The organism is Orbaceae bacterium BiB (assembly GCA_036251205.1).
GTDB classification, from domain to species: Bacteria; Pseudomonadota; Gammaproteobacteria; order Enterobacterales; family Orbaceae; genus Orbus; species Orbus mooreae.
The window spans coordinates 2,475,775-2,495,259 of the sequence record CP133958.1 but is presented as its reverse complement, the minus strand read 5'-3'; the positions used below and the strand labels follow the sequence as shown (position 1 = coordinate 2,495,259).

The window sequence follows — 19,485 nt, the reverse complement described above, 5'->3', positions numbered from 1 at the left end:
AATTTTTTTTATCTTAAGTATCGATATGTTTTTTTCCTCTCAGCTACAATGTGGCACATTAATCAAACGCTATAAACGTTTTCTAGCTGATATTATGCTATTAGATGGTAGTATTATTACGATTCATTGTGCCAATACTGGCGCAATGACGGGTTGTGCGAATATGGGTGATCGAGTTTGGTATTCAACATCTAATAATCCTAAACGAAAAATACCTTATAGTTGGGAATTGACTGAAACTCATGATGAATATTGGATCTGTGTTAACACTCATAAAGCTAATCAAATAGTGAAAAATTCCATTGAACAGCACCAAATTAAAGAGCTACTTAACTATGAACAGATCCAATCAGAAATCAAATACGGTAATGAAAATAGTCGTATAGATCTTCGACTCATCGATGCCAAAAATAATATGTGTTATGTCGAAATAAAATCAGTAACGCTATTTAATCCAATAAACCAGTTTGGTTATTTTCCAGATAGCGTAACAACCCGAGGACAAAAACATCTGCGAGAGTTGATATGGGTAGCAAAACAAGGGAAAAGAGCAATAGTATTTTTCTTGGTATTACATTCTGGCATTAAGCAATTTTCACCAGCAATACATATTGATCCGTTGTATGCAAAATTATTGCAAGAAGCGCAGGAGAATGGAGTTGAAATACTGTGCTACAACACTAATATTTCAACTACAACAATTACTTGTAATCAACCAATTTCTATTATTTTGTAACGTTATTTGCAACTACGTCACTTGCAGTATCAGGTTTCTTTTCAGATGAAAACTGTAATTTTGGTTTAATTTCTTTAAACTGTTCCAAAAAGGTCGTTTTTGATTTACCGGTAAGACCTTCTGAAACAGGTAAATTCGCAGTTAATGGATTGACTGGTTTACCATCAATATGCAATTCATAATGTAAATGCGGTCCCGTAGATCGCCCAGTATTACCAGATAATGCTATTTGGTCACCTTTTTTAACTTGCTGACCTGGTTTAACTAAAATTTTATCTAAATGCATATATTTAGTTGTATACTGCCGACCATGACGAATCGCGATAAAATTACCCGCAGATCCACTATATTTTGCAATAACGACTTCCCCTTCACCAACTGATAGTACTGGGGTTCCTCTTGATACCGCAAAATCAACGCCATTATGTGGTGTCACTTTTTTAGTAACTGGATTTAAACGTCTTGGATTAAAACCTGATGATATTCTCGCTTGCTTAACCAATGGATAACGTAAAAAGCTTTGCGATAAACTCCCCCCATTCATATCATAATAGAGACCATCATCAGCAAGAATCGCATAATAATCTTTGCTACCATTTTTGATTCTAACCGCTAATAATTGGCTATTTTCATGTTTATTATCAAACATTTCACGAGAAAATAGAACAGAGAACTTATCACCTTTTTGTAAGCGTCTGAAGTCAAATTGCCACTGTAATGCTTTGGTGATGGTCGCAATTTCACTGCTAGTCAAACCTAAGTTTTTAGCATCAACAACAAAATTAGAACCAATTTCACCACTGATATTAAAGGGTTTCCAGATACCTTCGCGAGTTTCAATTCGCTCGGCAAATTTATCACCGCTACGCTCATAAATACGGACGTTATTACTAGAAATAATCCAAGTAAAACTTGTTAAATTATGCTCAGCATCGGTATTCCAACTAATTTGTTGTCCAATACGGAGATTGGCAAGTTGTTTATATTGATCGGTAAGAAGATAAATATCTGAGCGGTTTACACCATATCGCATCATAATGCCATATAGTGTATCCCCACGACTAACAGTATATTGTACGGTATTATCATCTTGATCGATAACCTGATCGATTTCATCTTTAACAATTTCATCTTCAGGTTGATCCGATGATTCGACGACCTCATTCGCATCTGTAACACTGCTATCTTCAACAATTTCAATTGAAGCATTTCCGACTACAACATTTTCCAGTACCGTTGTTTGTACTTGCTGATTAAGCGGAATATAAGCCGTACGTTCAGGATTCAGGGGGCGCCATAAAAAATAAAATATCAAAATGATAATCAAAACACCTAATAAGGTAAAGTATTGGGATTTTATTTCCTTACGGACTGTATTAGATGGTTCTGTCTGTTGCACTCAAATAACCTTTAACCTATTTATATTTATTCATTATTGTAAACAATCTACAAATTGTTCGGTGATCACTAATAAAAATTGAGAATAAGCATCTTTAGATAGCTCAATATTCATCCCTAATGGATCAAGTTCTCCCACCTTCACATTGGTGCCATCAACAAGTTTATTGATAATCGCGGGACTAAATTGCGGCTCTCTAAAAATACAAACTGCATTTTTATTTTTTAATTCGTTTTGAATTTCATAAGCTTTTTTTATTCCAGGTTGGATTGCTGGATTGATAGTAAAGCTACCTAAATTGTTTAAATTGAACTCACTTTCAAAGTAACCATAGCCATCGTGAAATACAAAATACCCGCTATTTTGTACGCTATTGAGCTTTTTTGCAATAATTTGTTCAGTTTCTTTTAATTGCTGTATAAATTTTTCTAAATTTTTATTGATAATATCGGCTTTTTCTGGATAAATTTCAATCAATTTGTCATGAATAATCCCCGCGGTAACGGCTGCAATTTTTGGTGATAACCAAATATGCATGTCAAATTGACCGTGGTCATGATCGTGGTCGTGGTCGTGGTCGTGGTCGTGGTCGTGGTCGTGGTCATCTTCATGTTTATGATTACTTTGTAATAATGCAATAATTTGAGGATTATCAGCTAATTCTATTTGTTTATTATCATCAACACTACGTAGTAATTTTAGTAAAAATGTTTCTAAATCATCACCAACCCATATAACTAAATCAGCAGATTTAACTTTAACTAAATCAGAAGGTTTTAAAGCATAAGTGTGAGGAGACGCTCCATCGGGTAATAATACTTCAGTATCTGTTACACCATCCGCAATCGCGGCTGTAATAAACCCAACAGGCTTGATAGAGGTAAGTACAGTCGCCTGTACAAAAGATATTGGTAATATTGTTAAAAAAATAAACGACAACGTAAATTTTATTATTAAATTGTATCTAACCATATATAATACTCGTATAATCAAAATTAATGTTATGTTATAATATAACAATTATCAGCAAAAGAAAATTAAAATATTATGCAGCCGCTCATTTTTACTCAAAATGTCTGTGTCGAATTTAATCACCAAGTGATATTAAAGGATATCTCTTTTTCAATAGAGATGGGCAAAATTGTCACGCTATTAGGCCCCAATGGAGCGGGTAAATCAACACTCGTAAAGCTAGTATTGGGCCTATTGAAACCGACTAAAGGTACTATTACACGCAAACCTAATTTAACAATTGGCTATGTACCACAAAAACTAAAACTTGATCCGACGTTACCTTTAACCGTTAAACGTTTTATGCAGTTGAATAAACAAATAACAGATAAAGATATCGAAAATATATTACATAGAGTAAATGCATCTCAGTTAATCAATAAAACAATGCACCAATTATCTGGTGGAGAGACGCAACGCGTCCTTTTAGCACAAGCATTAATTAAAAAGCCTGAGCTATTAATACTTGACGAACCAACTCAAGGTGTCGATGTTAATGGTCAAATCGGACTATATAATTTGATTGCTAATGCCAAAAATGAGTTTAACTGTGCTGTTTTAATGGTTTCACATGATTTACATCTAGTAATGGCAAAAACAGATATTGTTATTTGCTTAAATAAACATATCTGTTGTGAGGGAACACCGTCACTGATCTCTTCAGATCCAGAATTTATCTCACTATTCGGCCGTAATGCAGTAGACCAACTTGCTGTTTATAGACATCACCATCAAAAACAACACGCTGCTGCGCATCATTATCACGGTAGGATTCAACTACCTAACTTTGGAACAATAAAAAATGTTTGAATTATTATTGCCTCCACTCATTGTTGGAATAGCACTATCATTTATTACCGGTCCATTAGGATCATTTGTAGTATGGCGAAAAATGTCATATTTCGGTGATACACTTTCACATGCAGCATTACTTGGAATTGCGATTGGTTTTTTACTCAACATAAATCCTTTCTACGCAGTTATATTTATAACCTTAATATTAGCCATTTCATTAGTTTATCTAGAATCGCAGCAAAAAATAGCTATCGATACTCTTTTAGGCATCCTAGCTCATAGCTCGTTGTCATTAGGTGTTGTCGTGATTAGTTTAATGAAAAATATTCGTGTGGATTTGATGGGATATCTGTTTGGTGATTTATTATCAATCACATTTATGGATGTTTATTTAATGGTTGGTGGAATATTGATAGTCGGTATCATCTTATTTTTTAATTGGAATCGATTTCTATTTGTTACTGTCAGTGAAGAACTGGCCTTTAGTGACGGTATAAATATTGTAAGAACTAAACTGTTATTAACTCTCGTTTTAGCCCTCACAATCGGCTTATCAATGAAATTTGTAGGGGCATTAATCATAACATCTTTACTAATTATCCCTGCGGCAACGGCTCGTTTTTATGCAAAAACGCCGGAGCAAATGGCTATGATTGCAATCTTAGTAGGAACACTATCCATAATTGGAGGACTCATATTTTCAGCTTATTATGATACGCCTACGGGACCATCAGTAGTAATTGTGAATGCACTACTCTTTATTATTTCATTGATGATAGTTAAAGTGACTAAAATTCAGCTCAATTAACCATTGCGATTATGAATATAAAATAGTAATACTGAGTTAAAAATAATAAGTAAAATTGGGAACAAGATCCAAAAAATTAATATAAATGAGTCGATAATGACGCTTTAGATATAAATTATCCAGATTCAATAAAATCTTGGATCTTATCGTTCTATGTCACTTTTTACGATTTATACTCGGGCATGTATTGGTATACAAGCGCCCAAAATTGATGTTGAGATTCATATTAGTAATGGTATGCCTAGTTTTACTTTAGTTGGTCTACCTGAAGCCTCTGTGAAAGAAGCAAAAGATCGCGTAAGAAGTGCATTAATTAATAGTGGTTTTAACTTTCCATCAAAAAAAATCACCATTAATCTTTCTCCAGCGGATCTGCCTAAAGAAGGTAGCCGTTTTGATTTACCAATCGCAATTGCAATACTTGCTGCCACCGAACAAATTAACGTAACAACATTACACAATTATGAATTTTTAGGTGAACTGGCTCTATCTGGTGAGATTCGTTCAGTAAAAGGGGCGATTCCTGCAGCTATCTCAGCTCAGGACAGTGGTAGGCAATTAATCTTATCTATCGAAAATAGAACAGAGATAGCTTTAATAAATAATAATAACACCCTAACTTGTCATAATTTAATTGAAATTAGTCAGCATTTTTCAGAACAGTTAGTAATCTCGCCCGTCACTTATCAAATACCTAATGAAGTCGATTTTATGACGAGTGATCTCAAAGACGTTATTGGTCAAGAGCATGCAAAACGCGTATTAGAAATATCGGCAGCTGGCGGTCATAATTTGTTGCTAATTGGCCCACCAGGTACAGGAAAGACAATGTTGGCAACAAGACTTGCGGATCTATTACCAGAATTAACAGATAAAGAATCACTAGAAACAGCGGCGATAACCAGTCTTGCTAATCAAACCTGTCACATTAAAAACTGGCGTAGACGTCCATTTAGGGCACCACACCATAGCGCATCAACGGCGGCTTTAGTCGGGGGAGGAACAATACCGAAACCAGGAGAAATATCATTGGCACATAATGGCATTCTTTTTTTAGATGAGCTACCTGAATTTAATCGTAAAGTTCTCGATGCATTAAGAGAACCACTCGAATCAGGAGAAATTGTTATCTCAAGGGCAAATGCCAAAATTACATTTCCCGCTAAAGTCCAATTAATCGCAGCAATGAATCCGAGTCCAACAGGACACTATCAAGGTATTCATAATCGTACTCCTACACAACAAGTTATTCGTTACCTAAATCGACTATCAGGACCATTTTTAGACCGATTTGATCTCTCGATTGAAGTGCCTTTACTACCGAAAGGATCGCTAAGTCAAAATAAACCCACTGGTGAATCAAGTAAAGAGATTAGACTGCGGATAATCAAAGCCAGAAATAGACAAATAGAACGGTGTAAAAAAATTAATAGTGCACTATCGACTAAAGAGATCAATAAATATTGTAAATTAAGTGATGAAGATAATCTATTTCTAGAACAAGCACTAATCAAATTGGGATTATCAGTAAGAGCGTGGCATCGAATCTTAAAAGTATCGAGAACAATTGCTGATTTAGAAGATAGAAGAGATATAGAACGAAAGCATCTCACTGAGGCGTTAAGCTATCGTTCTATGGATAAATTACTAATACAGTTACATAAAAATATCGGTTAACAATTAGTCATCATTATCAACAAAATCATCAGTAATATCTAGCTGTGGTTTACCACCAGATAAGGTGTGAAATTTCTTAGCCTTATTTACACAAGTGATATATTTTAACCATACCTTTTCGTATTCATTTGAAGCTGGTGCTTTACCACGGCAAACTGCAACGAATGCTTTCTCTTCAGGTGTTACTGGTTTACGAGTTTCGTTATCTAATTCTTTGAATGCTACGCCATGTTTTTCTAAAAGCTGAGATTCTTTAATAGTAAAATCTCCATGACGTGAAAACCCTCTAGGATAATTTTTATTATCAAAAAAACGTTGTTGTGAAATAAAGCTTTCTGCCATTTTTAATCCCTTTATAGCTAAGTTTATAGAATTACCTGCGGATTATAATTAAGTGCTGATATCTGTAAATAGATATTTTCAATTTATTATCAAGAGTTTGACTGACTGATTAAAAATAAGGCAAATTACTCTAAATGGCAGGGGCGGAGAGGCTCGAACTCCCAACACCCGGTTTTGGAGACCGGTGCTCTACCAATTGAACTACGCCCCTAAATAGATTGGCGGAACGGACGGGGCTCGAACCCGCGACCCCCTGCGTGACAGGCAGGTATTCTAACCAACTGAACTACCGCTCCGCCGAATAAGGTAAGATAATATCTTTATTCGGATATTGTACTTCTAAATTTAATAGTCTGGCGGTGACCTACTCTCACATGGGGGGACCCCACACTACCATCGGCTTCACGGCGTTTCACTTCTGAGTTCGGCATGGATCAGGTGGGTCCACCGCAACATCGCCGCCAGACATAACTCTGTCTCGCTTTCTAACAACTAGAACAAGCTTTTTCTCTCAACTCGCGATTTTAAATCCAAAACAACTCTAAGTTGTAAGGTTAAGACTCTCGGTTCATTAGTATCAGTTAGCTCAATGTATCGCTACACTTACACACCTGACCTATCTACGTCCTAGTCTCGAACGGACCTTACAAACATATAGTCTGGGAAAACTCATCTCAAGGCTAGTTTCGTGCTTAGATGCTTTCAGCACTTATCTATTCCGCACGTAGCTACCGGGCAATGCAATTGGCATCACAACCCGAACACCAGCGGTGCGTTCACTTCGGTCCTCTCGTACTAGAAGCAAACCCTCTCAATTTTCCTACGCCCATGGCAGATAGGGACCGAACTGTCTCACGACGTTCTAAACCCAGCTCGCGTACCACTTTAAACGGCGAACAGCCGTACCCTTGGGACCTACTTCAGCCCCAGGATGTGATGAGCCGACATCGAGGTGCCAAACACCGCCGTCGATATGAACTCTTGGGCGGTATCAGCCTGTTATCCCCGGAGTACCTTTTATCCGTTGAGCGATGGCCCTTCCATTCAGAACCACCGGATCACTATGACCTACTTTCGTACCTGCTCGAGCCGTCACTCTCGCAGTCAAGCTAGCTTATGCCATTGCACTAACCTCCTGATGTCCGACCAGGATTAGCTAACCTTCGTGCTCCTCCGTTACTCTTTGGGAGGAGACCGCCCCAGTCAAACTACCCACCAGACAGTGTCCGCAAGCCCGATTCAGGGCCCTACGTTAGAACATCAAACATTAAAGGGTGGTATTTCAAGGTCGACTCCATGCAAACTAGCGTCCACACTTCTTCGTCTCCCACCTATCCTACACATTAAGGCTCAATGTTCACTGTCAAGCTATAGTAAAGGTTCACGGGGTCTTTCCGTCTTGCCACGGGTACACCGCATCTTCACGGCAAATTCAATTTCACTGAGTCTCGGGTGGAGACAGCCTGGCCATCATTACGCCATTCGTGCAGGTCGGAACTTACCCGACAAGGAATTTCGCTACCTTAGGACCGTTATAGTTACGGCCGCCGTTTACTGGGGCTTCGATCAAGAGCTTCTCCTTACGGATAACCCCATCAATTAACCTTCCAGCACCGGGCAGGCGTCACACCGTATACGTCCACTTTCGTGTTTGCACAGTGCTGTGTTTTTATTAAACAGTTGCAGCCAGCTGGTATCTTCGACTGACTTCACCTACGTCCGCGTGGGATTTCAATTACCATCAGCGTGCCTTCTCCCGAAGTTACGGCACCATTTTGCCTAGTTCCTTCACCCGAGTTCTCTCAAGCGCCTGAGTATTCTCTACCTGACCACCTGTGTCGGTTTCGGGTACGATTGCATGTAACCTGAAGCTTAGAGGCTTTTCCTGGAAGCAGGGCATCAATTACTTCAGCACCTTAGTGCCTCGTCATCGCATCTCAGAGTTTTAGTGACCGGATTTGCCTAATCACACCCCTACTTGCTTAACCCGGGCTCCTTGCGGACCTATCCCGGTAAACCTAGCCTTCTCCGTCACCCCATCGCAGTCACATCCAGTACGGGAATATTAACCCGTTTCCCATTAGCTACGCATCTCTGCCTCGCCTTAGGGGTCGACTCACCCTGCCCCGATTAACGTTGGACAGGAACCCTTGGTCTTCCGGCGTGCGGGCTTTTCACCCGCATTATCGTTACTTATGTCAGCATTCGCACTTCTGATACCTCCAGCATCCCTCACAAGACACCTTCTACGGCTTACAGAACGCTCCCCTACCCAATATGTTATTTACACACTGCCGCAGCTTCGGTGCATAGTTTTAGCCCCGTTACATCTTCCGCGCAGGCCGACTCGACTAGTGAGCTATTACGCTTTCTTTAAATGATGGCTGCTTCTAAGCCAACATCCTAGCTGTCTAAGCCTTCCCACTTCGTTTCCCACTTAACTATGACTTTGGGACCTTAGCTGGCGGTCTGGGTTGTTTCCCTCTTCACGACGAACGTTAGCACCCGCCGTGTGTCTCCCATGCTCAACTTGTCAGTATTCGGAGTTTGCATCGGGTTGGTAAGCCGGGATGGCCCCCTAGCCGAAACAGTGCTCTACCCCCAACAGTTATACATGAGGCGCTACCTAAATAGCTTTCGGGGAGAACCAGCTATCTCCCGGTTTGATTGGCCTTTCACCCCCAGCCACAGGTCATCCGCTAATTTTTCAACATTAGTCGGTTCGGTCCTCCAGTTAGTGTTAACCAACCTTCAACCTGCCCATGGCTAGATCACCGGGTTTCGGGTCTATACCCTGCAACTTAACGCCCAGTTAAGACTCGGTTTCCCTTCGGCTCCCCTATTCGGTTAACCTTGCTACAGAATATAAGTCGCTGACCCATTATACAAAAGGTACGCAGTCACACCATAAAGATGCTCCCACTGATTGTACGTACACGGTTTCAGGTTCTATTTCACTCCCCTCGCCGGGGTTCTTTTCGCCTTTCCTTCACAGTACTAGTTCACTATCGGTCAATCAGGAGTATTTAGCCTTGGAGGATGGTCCCCCCATATTCAGACAGGATACCACGTGTCCCGCCCTACTCTTCAAGCTTCCACTTCATGCATATTCATGTACGGGACTATCACCCTCTATCGTGTACCTTTCCAGATACTTCCATTTACACATCAAGCTACCCGCTTTGGGCTCCTCCCATTTCGCTCGCCGCTACTTTGGGAATCTCGGTTGATTTCTTTTCCTCGGGGTACTGAGATGTTTCAGTTCTCCCGGTTCGCCTCATTAATCTATTTTATTCAACTAATGATAGTGCATTATTGCACTGGGTTTCCCCATTCGGACATCGACGGCTATAACGCTCTTTACCAGCTCACCGTCGCTTTTCGCAGATTAACACGTCCTTCTTCGCCTCTGATTGCCTAGGCATCCACCGTGTACGCTTAATTTCTTAACCTTACAACTTACAGTTGTCTTGGCTTTTTCAATTTCGCTTGTTTTTTTCTCTTTCTATTTCAACATCAACGTGAAATCATTCACATCAACGCCTCCATAAAACGAGAACTCGTTTCTTTTCAGCTTGTTCCATTTTGTTAAAGAGCTATATTAATCAATGCACTAATTAGTACACTTACCAATATATTGTCGAGATATCAGATTATGGTGGAGCTAAGCGGGATCGAACCGCTGGCCTCCTGCGTGCAAGGCAGGCGCTCTCCCAGCTGAGCTATAGCCCCATGTATCTTCACTTTATTATTTCAGCATTCGCCAAATCACCAACTCGCTTAATGTTTACTTACACTACGTTTCATTGCTGAATTAAGGCGAATTGGTGGGTCTGAGTGGACTTGAACCACCGACCTCACCCTTATCAGGGGTGCGCTCTAACCACCTGAGCTACAGACCCAATTAAGTGATATCTCTTTCAAACAAACAATCTATGTGAACACTGTCAGGAACTTCGTAAGGAGGTGATCCAACCGCAGGTTCCCCTACGGTTACCTTGTTACGACTTCACCCCAGTCATGAATCACACCGTGGTAAACGCCCTCCTTTCGGTTAAGCTATCTACTTCTGGTGCAACCCACTCCCATGGTGTGACGGGCGGTGTGTACAAGGCCCGGGAACGTATTCACCGTGACATTCTGATTCACGATTACTAGCGATTCCGACTTCATGGAGTCGAGTTGCAGACTCCAATCCGGACTTAGACGTACTTTAGGAGGTCCGCTCCAGATCGCTCCTTCGCTTCCCTTTGTATACGCCATTGTAGCACGTGTGTAGCCCTGGTCGTAAGGGCCATGATGACTTGACGTCGTCCCCACCTTCCTCCGCTTTATCAACGGCAGTCTCCTTTGAGTTCCCGGCCAAACCGCTGGCAACAAAGGATAAGGGTTGCGCTCGTTGCGGGACTTAACCCAACATTTCACAACACGAGCTGACGACAGCCATGCAGCACCTGTCTCATAGCTCCCGAAGGCACTCTCTCATCTCTGAAAGATTCTATGGATGTCAAGACCAGGTAAGGTTCTTCGCGTTGCATCGAATTAAACCACATGCTCCACCGCTTGTGCGGGCCCCCGTCAATTCATTTGAGTTTTAACCTTGCGGCCGTACTCCCCAGGCGGTCGATTTAACGCGTTAGCTCCGGAGCCCAAGGGACATGCCCCCAAACTCCAAATCGACATCGTTTACAGCGTGGACTACCAGGGTATCTAATCCTGTTTGCTCCCCACGCTTTCGCATCTCAGCGTCAGTATCTGTCCAGAAGGCCGCCTTCGCCACCGGTATTCCTCCACATCTCTACGCATTTCACCGCTACACGTGGAATTCTACCTTCCTCTACAATACTCTAGACGACCAGTTTTAAATGCAATTCCCAAGTTGAGCTCGGGGATTTCACACCTAACTTAATCATCCGCCTACATGCCCTTTACGCCCAGTCATTCCGATTAACGCTCGCACCCTCCGTATTACCGCGGCTGCTGGCACGGAGTTAGCCGGTGCTTCTTCTGTAATTAACGTCAATTACTTGGCCTATTAGACCAAGTACCTTCCTCATCACCGAAAGTACTTTACAACCCTAAGGCCTTCTTCATACACGCGGCATGGCTGCATCAGGGTTCCCCCCATTGTGCAATATTCCCCACTGCTGCCTCCCGTAGGAGTCTGGACCGTGTCTCAGTTCCAGTGTGGCTGGTCATCCTCTCAGACCAGCTAGAGATCGTCGCCTAGGTGAGCCATTACCCCACCTACTAGCTAATCCCATATGGGTTCATCAAATGGCATGTGGCCCGAAAGTCCCACACTTTGGTCTCGCGACATTATACGGTATTAGCAGTCGTTTCCAACTGTTGTCCCATTCCATTCGGCAGATCCCCATACATTACTCACCCGTCCGCCACTCGTCATCAGGTGCAAGCACCCATGTTACCGTTCGACTTGCATGTGTTAAGCCTGCCGCCAGCGTTCAATCTGAGCCATGATCAAACTCTTCAATTTAAAGTTTGATGCTCAATAACTGTTTCTGACATATTCAAATGAATCTTCAGTGTCACTTATTAAGACTTGATTTTTTTAAGTCCGTAGACTTTAATTTCTTTGTCCTAACAGTGCCCACACAGATTGTCTGTTCTTAATTTTTAAAGAGCTGACAGCGTTTCGTTTTGCTGTCTCAAGGGTTGCGTATACTACGCTTTCCTTTTTAATCTGTCAATAACTTTTTTCATCCTTTTTTTCAAATTCTGAAAATCGTTTCAACCGATTCACTAACTTTTCCAACTTAACCAACCGCCTTGCTTTAAGGCTTTGCGTTACGTCAGTGGATGCGCATTATAGACATCTTCTCGTTTAGATCAAGTCTATTTTGCATTTATTTTTCTCAAACGCTCATTGTTTACACAAACATAGCCAAAAATATTAAAAAGCAACCAATTGTCGTTTAATTACAATACAAAATAACCACATCACTATTCTACGTTTGTTCTCTTATTTTCCCAAGAAGCTCTCTTGAATAATACAGCATCGCTGAGAATACCCTATCAAATACCCAATAATATTATTGGAGATATAATATATAAATCACAGCTAATATTATTGTTTAATAGTAATAGAGGCTATCACACTTGTATTTATTAGATTGCGTAGAAAAATAATTCTACTTCATAAAGTGAATTTAACAACTAAATCTACATATCAACAAAATGTCGCTAGTATATAAAGATGAATGATAGATATCTGACTTGCTTATAAAAGAGATATAAAGAACAAATTGAAAAGACAATATTATTATTCGTTAGCATTATAAAAAAAAGAACCCGCATTAAGCGAGTTCTTTTTATTAAAAGAGTAATGAAATAAATCATTATACTTCAAAAGGATCACGTAAAACCATAGTTTCTAAACGATCTGGACCGGTTGACACGATATCAACTGGAGTTTCAGATAACTCTTCAATACGTTTGATATAATTTTTAGCAGCTTGTGGTAATTGGTTGAAATCCTTAACACCAAATGTTGACTCTGACCAACCTGGCATTGATTCATATACAGGCTTGACCACACTCCACTCTTCTGCTGAAGATGGTGCAATGTCGGTAATATCACCATTAGGCAATTGATAACCGATACAAATTTTAACTTCTTTTAAACCATCAAGAACATCTAACTTAGTTAAACAGAATCCAGAAACAGAGTTTAATTGTACTGCTTTACGAATAGCTACAATATCTAACCATCCAGTTCTACGACGACGACCTGTTGTCGCACCAAACTCATTCCCTTGTTTACATAAATATTCACCGATGTCATCAAATAATTCCGTTGGGAAAGGTCCTGCACCTACGCGTGTTGAATAGGCCTTTACAATCCCTAGTACATAACCGACATAGCGAGGACCAAATCCAGTACCCGTTGCGACACCGCCGGCAGTCGTATTCGATGATGTAACATAAGGATAAGTACCGTGATCAATATCCAGTAATGTTCCTTGTGCCCCTTCAAACATAATTTTTTCATGTTTCTTACGAGCAGACTCTAATAGAGAAGGAATATCTGCAATCATTGGCACAATAGTGTCAGCCATAGCTAGCGTTTCATTTAAAACGTTATCATAACTAATTGGTTCAACTTTGTAATAATTTACTAATTGAAAATTATGATATTCCATAACATTTTTTAATTTTTCAGCAAACATTTTACGATCAAGAAGATCACCAACTCTTAAGCCTCTACGTGCAACTTTATCTTCATAAGCTGGACCGATTCCTCGGCCTGTCGTACCAATTGCTTTTTTACCCATCGCTTTTTCTCGAGCTTGGTCTAAAGCAATATGATAAGGCAGAATTAAAGGGCACGCTTCAGAGATAAGTAGTCTATCTCGTACTGGAATACCCTTATCTTCCAACTCTGTCATCTCTTTCATTAGCGCATCGGGGCAAAGTACTACACCGTTAGCAATAATACTAATAACATTATTTCTTAGAATACCGGAAGGGATCAGATGTAAAACTGTTTTCTCACCATTAATAACGAGGGTATGACCAGCATTATGTCCACCTTGATAACGAACAACATATTTTGCTTTTTCAGTCAGAAGATCAACAACTTTACCTTTACCTTCATCACCCCATTGTGTTCCTAAAACGACAACATTATCACTCATCTTTGCATACTCATTTATTTAAATTAATACTAGCCGCCAATACGATATCAGCAACAATTATTTTTTATTCGGTTCTACACTCATATTTAATTTCATATAACGGAAGAACTCGCTATCAGGACTAATCACCATAACATCAGTATCTTTAAAACTTTTTTCATACGCTTTCAAGCTACGAATAAAGCTAAAAAATTCACGATCTTTATTGAAGGCATCTGCGTAAAGTTTTGCTGCATTTGCATCCCCTTCACCTTGAATCGTCCTAGCCTGTTTTTCAGCTTCTGACAAAATTTTTGTCGCCGTTAAAGTGGCATCAGCTCGGGTTTCTTCAGCTTCTCTAATCCCTTGGAAACGTTGCTCACGGGCAACAACTTCGCGTTCAGCACTCATTCGCGCATAGATTGATTCTGAAACCTCTGGTGGGAAGTTAATCTGCTTAATTCGCACATCAATAACTTCAACACCAAATGCTCTCATACTCGCAATACTTTCTGGATCCTTTTCAGCAACAGCAACAAGATCTTTTACTGGGACATCATTAATATTACTAGCCGTTTGCGCTGTACCATTAAGTGCATCTTTAACTTTTACCATCAATGAATTTCGTGATTTGGTATTAGCATTCGTATCATTGATAATATCTTTGATATCTAATTTACCAATCTCAGCTCGTAAGCGACCATTCAATCTTGCTAGTAATAGATTTTCAATATTATTACCACCAGCCACTGTTTCATAATAACGGTCAAAATCGACAATTTTCCATTGAACGTAATAATCAACAATTAAGTCTTTCTTCTCTCTGGTAATGAATTTTTGCTCTCTACCACTATTATTTGAGCTATCGGTTGTTTGAATCTTCGCATCAATAATACGAACGTTATCCATACCTGGAATCTTAAAATGTAAACCAGGATCAGATAACCCAATAATTTTATTAAATCTCAGTACAATCCCTCGAGTACCTTCTTCCACAACATACACAGAAGAAAATAACACACCGATCAAAATAATAACGACAGGAATTAATAATTTACGCATTGCTATTTCTCCTTATCGTCCAGTTCGCGTAGTAGTTGTAGTCCCACCGCGCGTATCCGTTGTTGTTTTTGATGTCGACGCATCATTACTTGATGAAGTAGTTGATGAGCTTGAAAAATTCATATTATAACCACTTGAACTATTTAATTTAAATTGTTCATTTAATGTTTCATTATCCGCACCTTTACCTCTTAACATCTGTTCTAAAGGTAAAACGAGTAGATTACCACTTTTATCATTAACAATGACTTTATTGGTTTTTGATAAAATCTCTTCCATTGTTTCGATATATAAACGTTCTCTAGTAATTTCAGGCGCAGCTTTATATTCTGGTAATAGTTTCTCAAAGCGAGCGACATCACCTTCCGCTTCCAACTCAATTCTGACGCGATAAGCATTCGCATCAGCTAAAATTCTTGCTGAACGACCTTCTGCTTGTTGAATTAACTGAACTTTATCCGCTTCTGCTTTATTGATTTCACGTTCACGATCTTCACGTGCTTTGATAGCATCGTTAAAAGCATCTTGTACTTCTTCTGGTGGACGTGCTGATTGGAAGTTCAAGTCGACAATACTAATCCCCATATCATAATTTGCGATAATATTGACTAATTCATCTTTCGTTCTACTTTCTAGAACCGAACGACCATCAGTTAAAATAGCATCCATATTTGATGTTCCAACTTCAGAACGTAATGCACTATCAGCCGCTTGTCGTAAACTATCTTCAACGTTTGTAACATTAAATAAATAATTAATTGGATTATTCACTCGGTACTGTACGTTCATTTCAACAAATACTAAATTTTCACCTGCAGTAATCATAAATCCGCGCACATTAAAGTTACGGGTTCCTTGTGTATCAACAATATACACTTGATCGATTAAAGAAGGTTTCCAGTTTAAACCCGGTTGCACTATTTCAGGCTGAACTTGACCAAAACGAGTAATAACGCCTCGTTGGCTTTGATTAATCGTATAAAAACCACTCACTGCCCAAATGACAATGATGATAAAAATAATCCCACCAATAATAAGTGGTAAATTCATCGGAAGTTGAACTTTACCTGTTCCTCCCCCGCCACCTGAGTTTTTCTTATTTAAGAGGCTATTTATTTTATCAAAAAAATTACCTGATGCCTTATTTGGTTTTTTTTGATTACCCCATGGATCATTATCTTGTCCGTTATTACCGGGCTGATTCCACGCCATATGTTATATGCTCCATCTAACAATTGTTTACAGTCTTAAGTGGTTGAATGATTACTAATTAAATATAATAAATCAGGTTCTTGTTTACATAACCGATTCCATTCGACTAATGGTAGTCTAATATACAAATTAAAACTACCGTCCTCATTAATTATTTCTTGTTGCACTGCTTTAAGTTGATATAAACGACTACGTAATCGACTTAAATATGCAGGCACATGCAATTCACACGTTTGAATTTGTTTAGCTAATCGTTCTTTCAAAGCGATAAGCAAAAGATCTAATCCTACCTTATTTTGAGCAGAAAGCCAAACACGAAATGGTACACCATGTTCATCTCGATCAATTGTCGGTTGTCTATCATCCAATAAATCAATTTTATTCATGACAAATAATATAGGAATATCATCAGCTTCGATTTCAGCTAGAACTTCATTTACGGCATGGATATTATCTAACTGATTAGGGTCGGCAGCATCAATCACATGCAATAATAACGCAGCTTCTTTTGTTTCAAGTAAGGTTGCTTTAAAAGCTGCAATAAGGTTGTGTGGTAAATGGCGAATAAACCCAACCGTATCAGCAACAACCACTTCACCGACATCATCGACTTGGATACGTCGTAATGTTGGATCTAATGTTGCAAACAGCTGATCGGCGGCATATACATCCGCATCTGTTATTGCATTAAATAACGTAGATTTACCCGCATTAGTATAACCGACTAATGAAATCGTCGATAAATCAGCTTTAGCTCTTGCCTGACGATTCTGTCCTCGCTGTTTTTCAACTTTATCAAGACGAGATAGAATGACTTGAATTCGATGACGAATTAATCGTCTATCTGTTTCTAACTGGGTTTCACCAGGCCCTCGCAAACCTATTCCACCTTTCTGTCGCTCTAAATGTGTCCAGCCACGAACAAGCCTAGTTGAAATATACTGTAATTGAGCAAGTTCAACTTGTAACTTACCTTCATGGGTACGAGCTCTTTGTGCAAAAATATCCAGAATCAATCCTGTGCGGTCAACAACACGACATTCACAAAGCTTTTCTAGATTTCGTTCTTGAGTTGGAGTTAATGAATGGTTTACAAGAATAACAGATATATCATTCTCTTTCACCAAAGCGGCAATTTCGATAGCTTTCCCTTCGCCGATAAAATACTTAGCACTAGGGATTTTTTTTGAAGTAGTCACAATATCGAGAATATCAATTCGAGCAGAAGAGACCAAAGCTTCAAACTCTTTTAAATCCTCGATATCGCTTTCCTGAGGAAAAAAAACATGTACAAGTAATGCTTTCTCTCCACCTTTATATCGTTCAAACAATAACAGTTCTCCATTAAAATGAGAATAAATTAGTTTGAACTTTCACTTTCTTCATCAGACTGTGAAAATGAACCAGAAATAGCTCTAGCTGGAACAACAGTTGAAATGGCATGCTTATACACCATTTGGCTTACTGTATTTTTCAACAAAATAACAAACTGATCGAAAGATTCAATCTGACCTTGTAATTTAATTCCATTAACTAAATAAATTGATACCGGAATATGCTCACGGCGTAATATATTTAAATAAGGATCTTGTAATGATTGCCCTTTTGACATGTAATTATCCTTCTTATAACTATTTGATAAACCCGAAAATAAAAATCAATAAAACATTTTTTAATATTATGTTTTATGTTGCTCCAAACTATCATAAAAAAATATAATCTAAAACACTTGTTACACAATTATTATCAATAATAGTCAAAATTTATACTATTTTTACATAAATAAAAACATTCAAAATTTCATATTATTATGTTTTTTGATTAAAATCATTTTTACTCTTAGCAAGGGGGCGCTATTAACGCATAATAACGATTATTCATCAAGTGCTTGAGAAAATAAGTTGAAAAAATTTTTTTGATTATCGCTATTAATCCAATGAATCGGATGCTTCCATCCCCTTAACCAAGTGATTTGCCTTTTTGCTAATTGTCTTGTTGCGCAAACACCTTTAAAAACCATTTCATCATAACTAATATCACCCGATAAATATTCCCACATTTGTCGGTAACCAACACAACGCATTGAGGGTAAATTGAGATTTAGATCGCCTCTTATCATCAATTCTTTTACTTCATTTTCAAATCCTTGTGCTAACATCTGCATAAATCGTAGCTCAATTCGCTGGTGTAGCAATTCTCGATCATCACAACTCACTGCAAATTGCATAACATTATACTCAAGGGAATCGCCTTTATCCTGAGTCAGTTCAGTTAAAGAACGTCCAGTAATGAGATAGACTTCTAATGCGCGATTTAAACGTTGGGGATCATTGGGATGAATCCGTTCAGCTGATATTGGATCAACTTTAGTTAATTCTTGATGAATTGCTCTCCATCCCTCTTTGGCGGCTTGCGCTTCGATCTTTTGACGAATATTTTCATCAGCAGGAGGTAAAGGCGATAATCCATCTAATAATGCTTTAAAATAAAGCATCGTACCACCAACTAATAATGGAATTCGCCCTTTATTTAACGATATTTTGATTGCAGCTAATGCATCTTGACGAAAATCGGCTGCAGAATAACTTTCAAGTGGATCTTTAATATCAATTAATTGATGTGGATATCGTTGTAATTCAGCTTTTGATGTTTTTGCCGTACCAATATCCATTCCTCGATAAATTAAAGCAGAATCGACGCTAATAATATCGATTGGATAACGATCACTTAATGCCATCGCTAGAGCCGTTTTTCCTGAGGCTGTCGGCCCCATCAAAGTAAAAATAGTCGGTTTAGTCATAATACT

General features: G+C 39.0%; 13 protein-coding genes, 4 tRNA genes and 3 rRNA genes. 4 read left to right on the top strand and 16 right to left on the bottom strand.

The features are described 5' to 3' along the window. Positions 1–25: 25 nt before the first annotated feature. Positions 26–736 carry a DNA/RNA nuclease SfsA gene (gene sfsA, locus RHO11_11740; protein WVD61135.1) on the top strand — a complete coding sequence of 237 codons (711 nt, stop codon included), beginning with the start codon at positions 26–28 and terminating at the stop codon, positions 734–736. Here the strand turns inward: sfsA and mepM are convergent. Both mepM and znuA read right to left on the bottom strand, forming a co-directional pair. Then, a complete protein-coding gene (gene mepM, locus RHO11_11735; protein ID WVD61134.1) occupies positions 726–2,135 on the bottom strand; it encodes a murein DD-endopeptidase MepM in 1,410 nt (469 codons plus the stop codon). The two genes, sfsA and mepM, sit on opposite strands and share 11 nt — an antisense overlap. Positions 2,136–2,168: 33 nt before the next feature. Further along, on the bottom strand, positions 2,169–3,107 hold the full coding sequence (znuA, locus tag RHO11_11730) for a zinc ABC transporter substrate-binding protein ZnuA (GenBank protein WVD61133.1): 939 nt from the start codon (positions 3,105–3,107) through the stop codon (positions 2,169–2,171). Positions 3,108–3,182: 75 nt separating this feature from the next. On the opposite strand from znuA, the gene znuC reads away from it, so the two are divergent. From znuC to RHO11_11715, 3 genes are all read left to right on the top strand, one after another. Then, positions 3,183–3,956: a zinc ABC transporter ATP-binding protein ZnuC gene (znuC, locus tag RHO11_11725; GenBank protein ID WVD61132.1), complete on the top strand. Its 774-nt coding sequence runs from the start codon at positions 3,183–3,185 to the stop codon at positions 3,954–3,956. After that, positions 3,949–4,749 carry a zinc ABC transporter permease subunit ZnuB gene (znuB, locus tag RHO11_11720; GenBank protein WVD61131.1) on the top strand — a complete coding sequence of 267 codons (801 nt, stop codon included), beginning with the start codon at positions 3,949–3,951 and terminating at the stop codon, positions 4,747–4,749. Before znuC ends, znuB begins: the two co-directional genes overlap by 8 nt. 153 nt (positions 4,750–4,902) lie before the next feature. Beyond that, positions 4,903–6,426, top strand: coding sequence for a YifB family Mg chelatase-like AAA ATPase (locus RHO11_11715; GenBank protein WVD61130.1), 1,524 nt, complete (start codon positions 4,903–4,905; stop codon positions 6,424–6,426). A 3-nt stretch (positions 6,427–6,429) separates the two neighbouring features. Here the strand turns inward: RHO11_11715 and RHO11_11710 are convergent, their stop codons facing one another. The 14 genes from RHO11_11710 to miaA form a co-directional block, all read right to left on the bottom strand. After that, positions 6,430–6,768, bottom strand: coding sequence for a DUF413 domain-containing protein (locus tag RHO11_11710; protein ID WVD61129.1), 339 nt, complete (start codon positions 6,766–6,768; stop codon positions 6,430–6,432). A 135-nt stretch (positions 6,769–6,903) separates the two neighbouring features. Continuing rightward, a tRNA-Trp gene (locus RHO11_11705) sits at positions 6,904–6,979 on the bottom strand. Between the two features lie 8 nt (positions 6,980–6,987). Beyond that, positions 6,988–7,064 (bottom strand) — tRNA-Asp (locus RHO11_11700). Positions 7,065–7,119: 55 nt separating this feature from the next. Next, a 5S ribosomal RNA gene (gene rrf, locus RHO11_11695) occupies positions 7,120–7,234 on the bottom strand. Positions 7,235–7,318: 84 nt separating this feature from the next. Continuing rightward, a 23S ribosomal RNA gene (locus RHO11_11690) occupies positions 7,319–10,220 on the bottom strand. 204 nt (positions 10,221–10,424) lie between these two features. Further along, positions 10,425–10,500: transfer RNA gene (locus RHO11_11685), tRNA-Ala, on the bottom strand. Between the two features lie 93 nt (positions 10,501–10,593). Next, a tRNA-Ile gene (locus RHO11_11680) sits at positions 10,594–10,670 on the bottom strand. A 57-nt stretch (positions 10,671–10,727) separates the two neighbouring features. Next, positions 10,728–12,265, bottom strand: a 16S ribosomal RNA gene (locus tag RHO11_11675). Together the 16S, 23S and 5S rRNA genes with 4 tRNA genes alongside form the textbook arrangement of a ribosomal RNA operon. A gap of 862 nt (positions 12,266–13,127) precedes the next feature. Next, positions 13,128–14,426 (bottom strand): adenylosuccinate synthase, encoded by a 1,299-nt coding sequence (locus RHO11_11670; protein ID WVD61128.1) that lies wholly within the window; start codon positions 14,424–14,426, stop codon positions 13,128–13,130. 57 nt (positions 14,427–14,483) lie between these two features. Next, positions 14,484–15,467 carry a protease modulator HflC gene (hflC, locus tag RHO11_11665; protein ID WVD61127.1) on the bottom strand — a complete coding sequence of 328 codons (984 nt, stop codon included), beginning with the start codon at positions 15,465–15,467 and terminating at the stop codon, positions 14,484–14,486. Between the two features lie 12 nt (positions 15,468–15,479). Beyond that, positions 15,480–16,679, bottom strand: coding sequence for an FtsH protease activity modulator HflK (gene hflK / locus RHO11_11660; GenBank protein WVD61126.1), 1,200 nt, complete (start codon positions 16,677–16,679; stop codon positions 15,480–15,482). A gap of 35 nt (positions 16,680–16,714) precedes the next feature. Beyond that, positions 16,715–18,016 carry a ribosome rescue GTPase HflX gene (hflX, locus tag RHO11_11655; protein ID WVD62897.1) on the bottom strand — a complete coding sequence of 434 codons (1,302 nt, stop codon included), beginning with the start codon at positions 18,014–18,016 and terminating at the stop codon, positions 16,715–16,717. 23 nt (positions 18,017–18,039) lie between these two features. Continuing rightward, positions 18,040–18,291, bottom strand: a complete 252-nt coding sequence (gene hfq / locus RHO11_11650; GenBank protein ID WVD61125.1) for an RNA chaperone Hfq — start codon at positions 18,289–18,291, stop codon at positions 18,040–18,042. 261 nt (positions 18,292–18,552) lie between these two features. Further along, positions 18,553–19,479, bottom strand: coding sequence for a tRNA (adenosine(37)-N6)-dimethylallyltransferase MiaA (miaA, locus tag RHO11_11645; protein WVD61124.1), 927 nt, complete (start codon positions 19,477–19,479; stop codon positions 18,553–18,555). Positions 19,480–19,485: the final 6 nt, after the last annotated feature.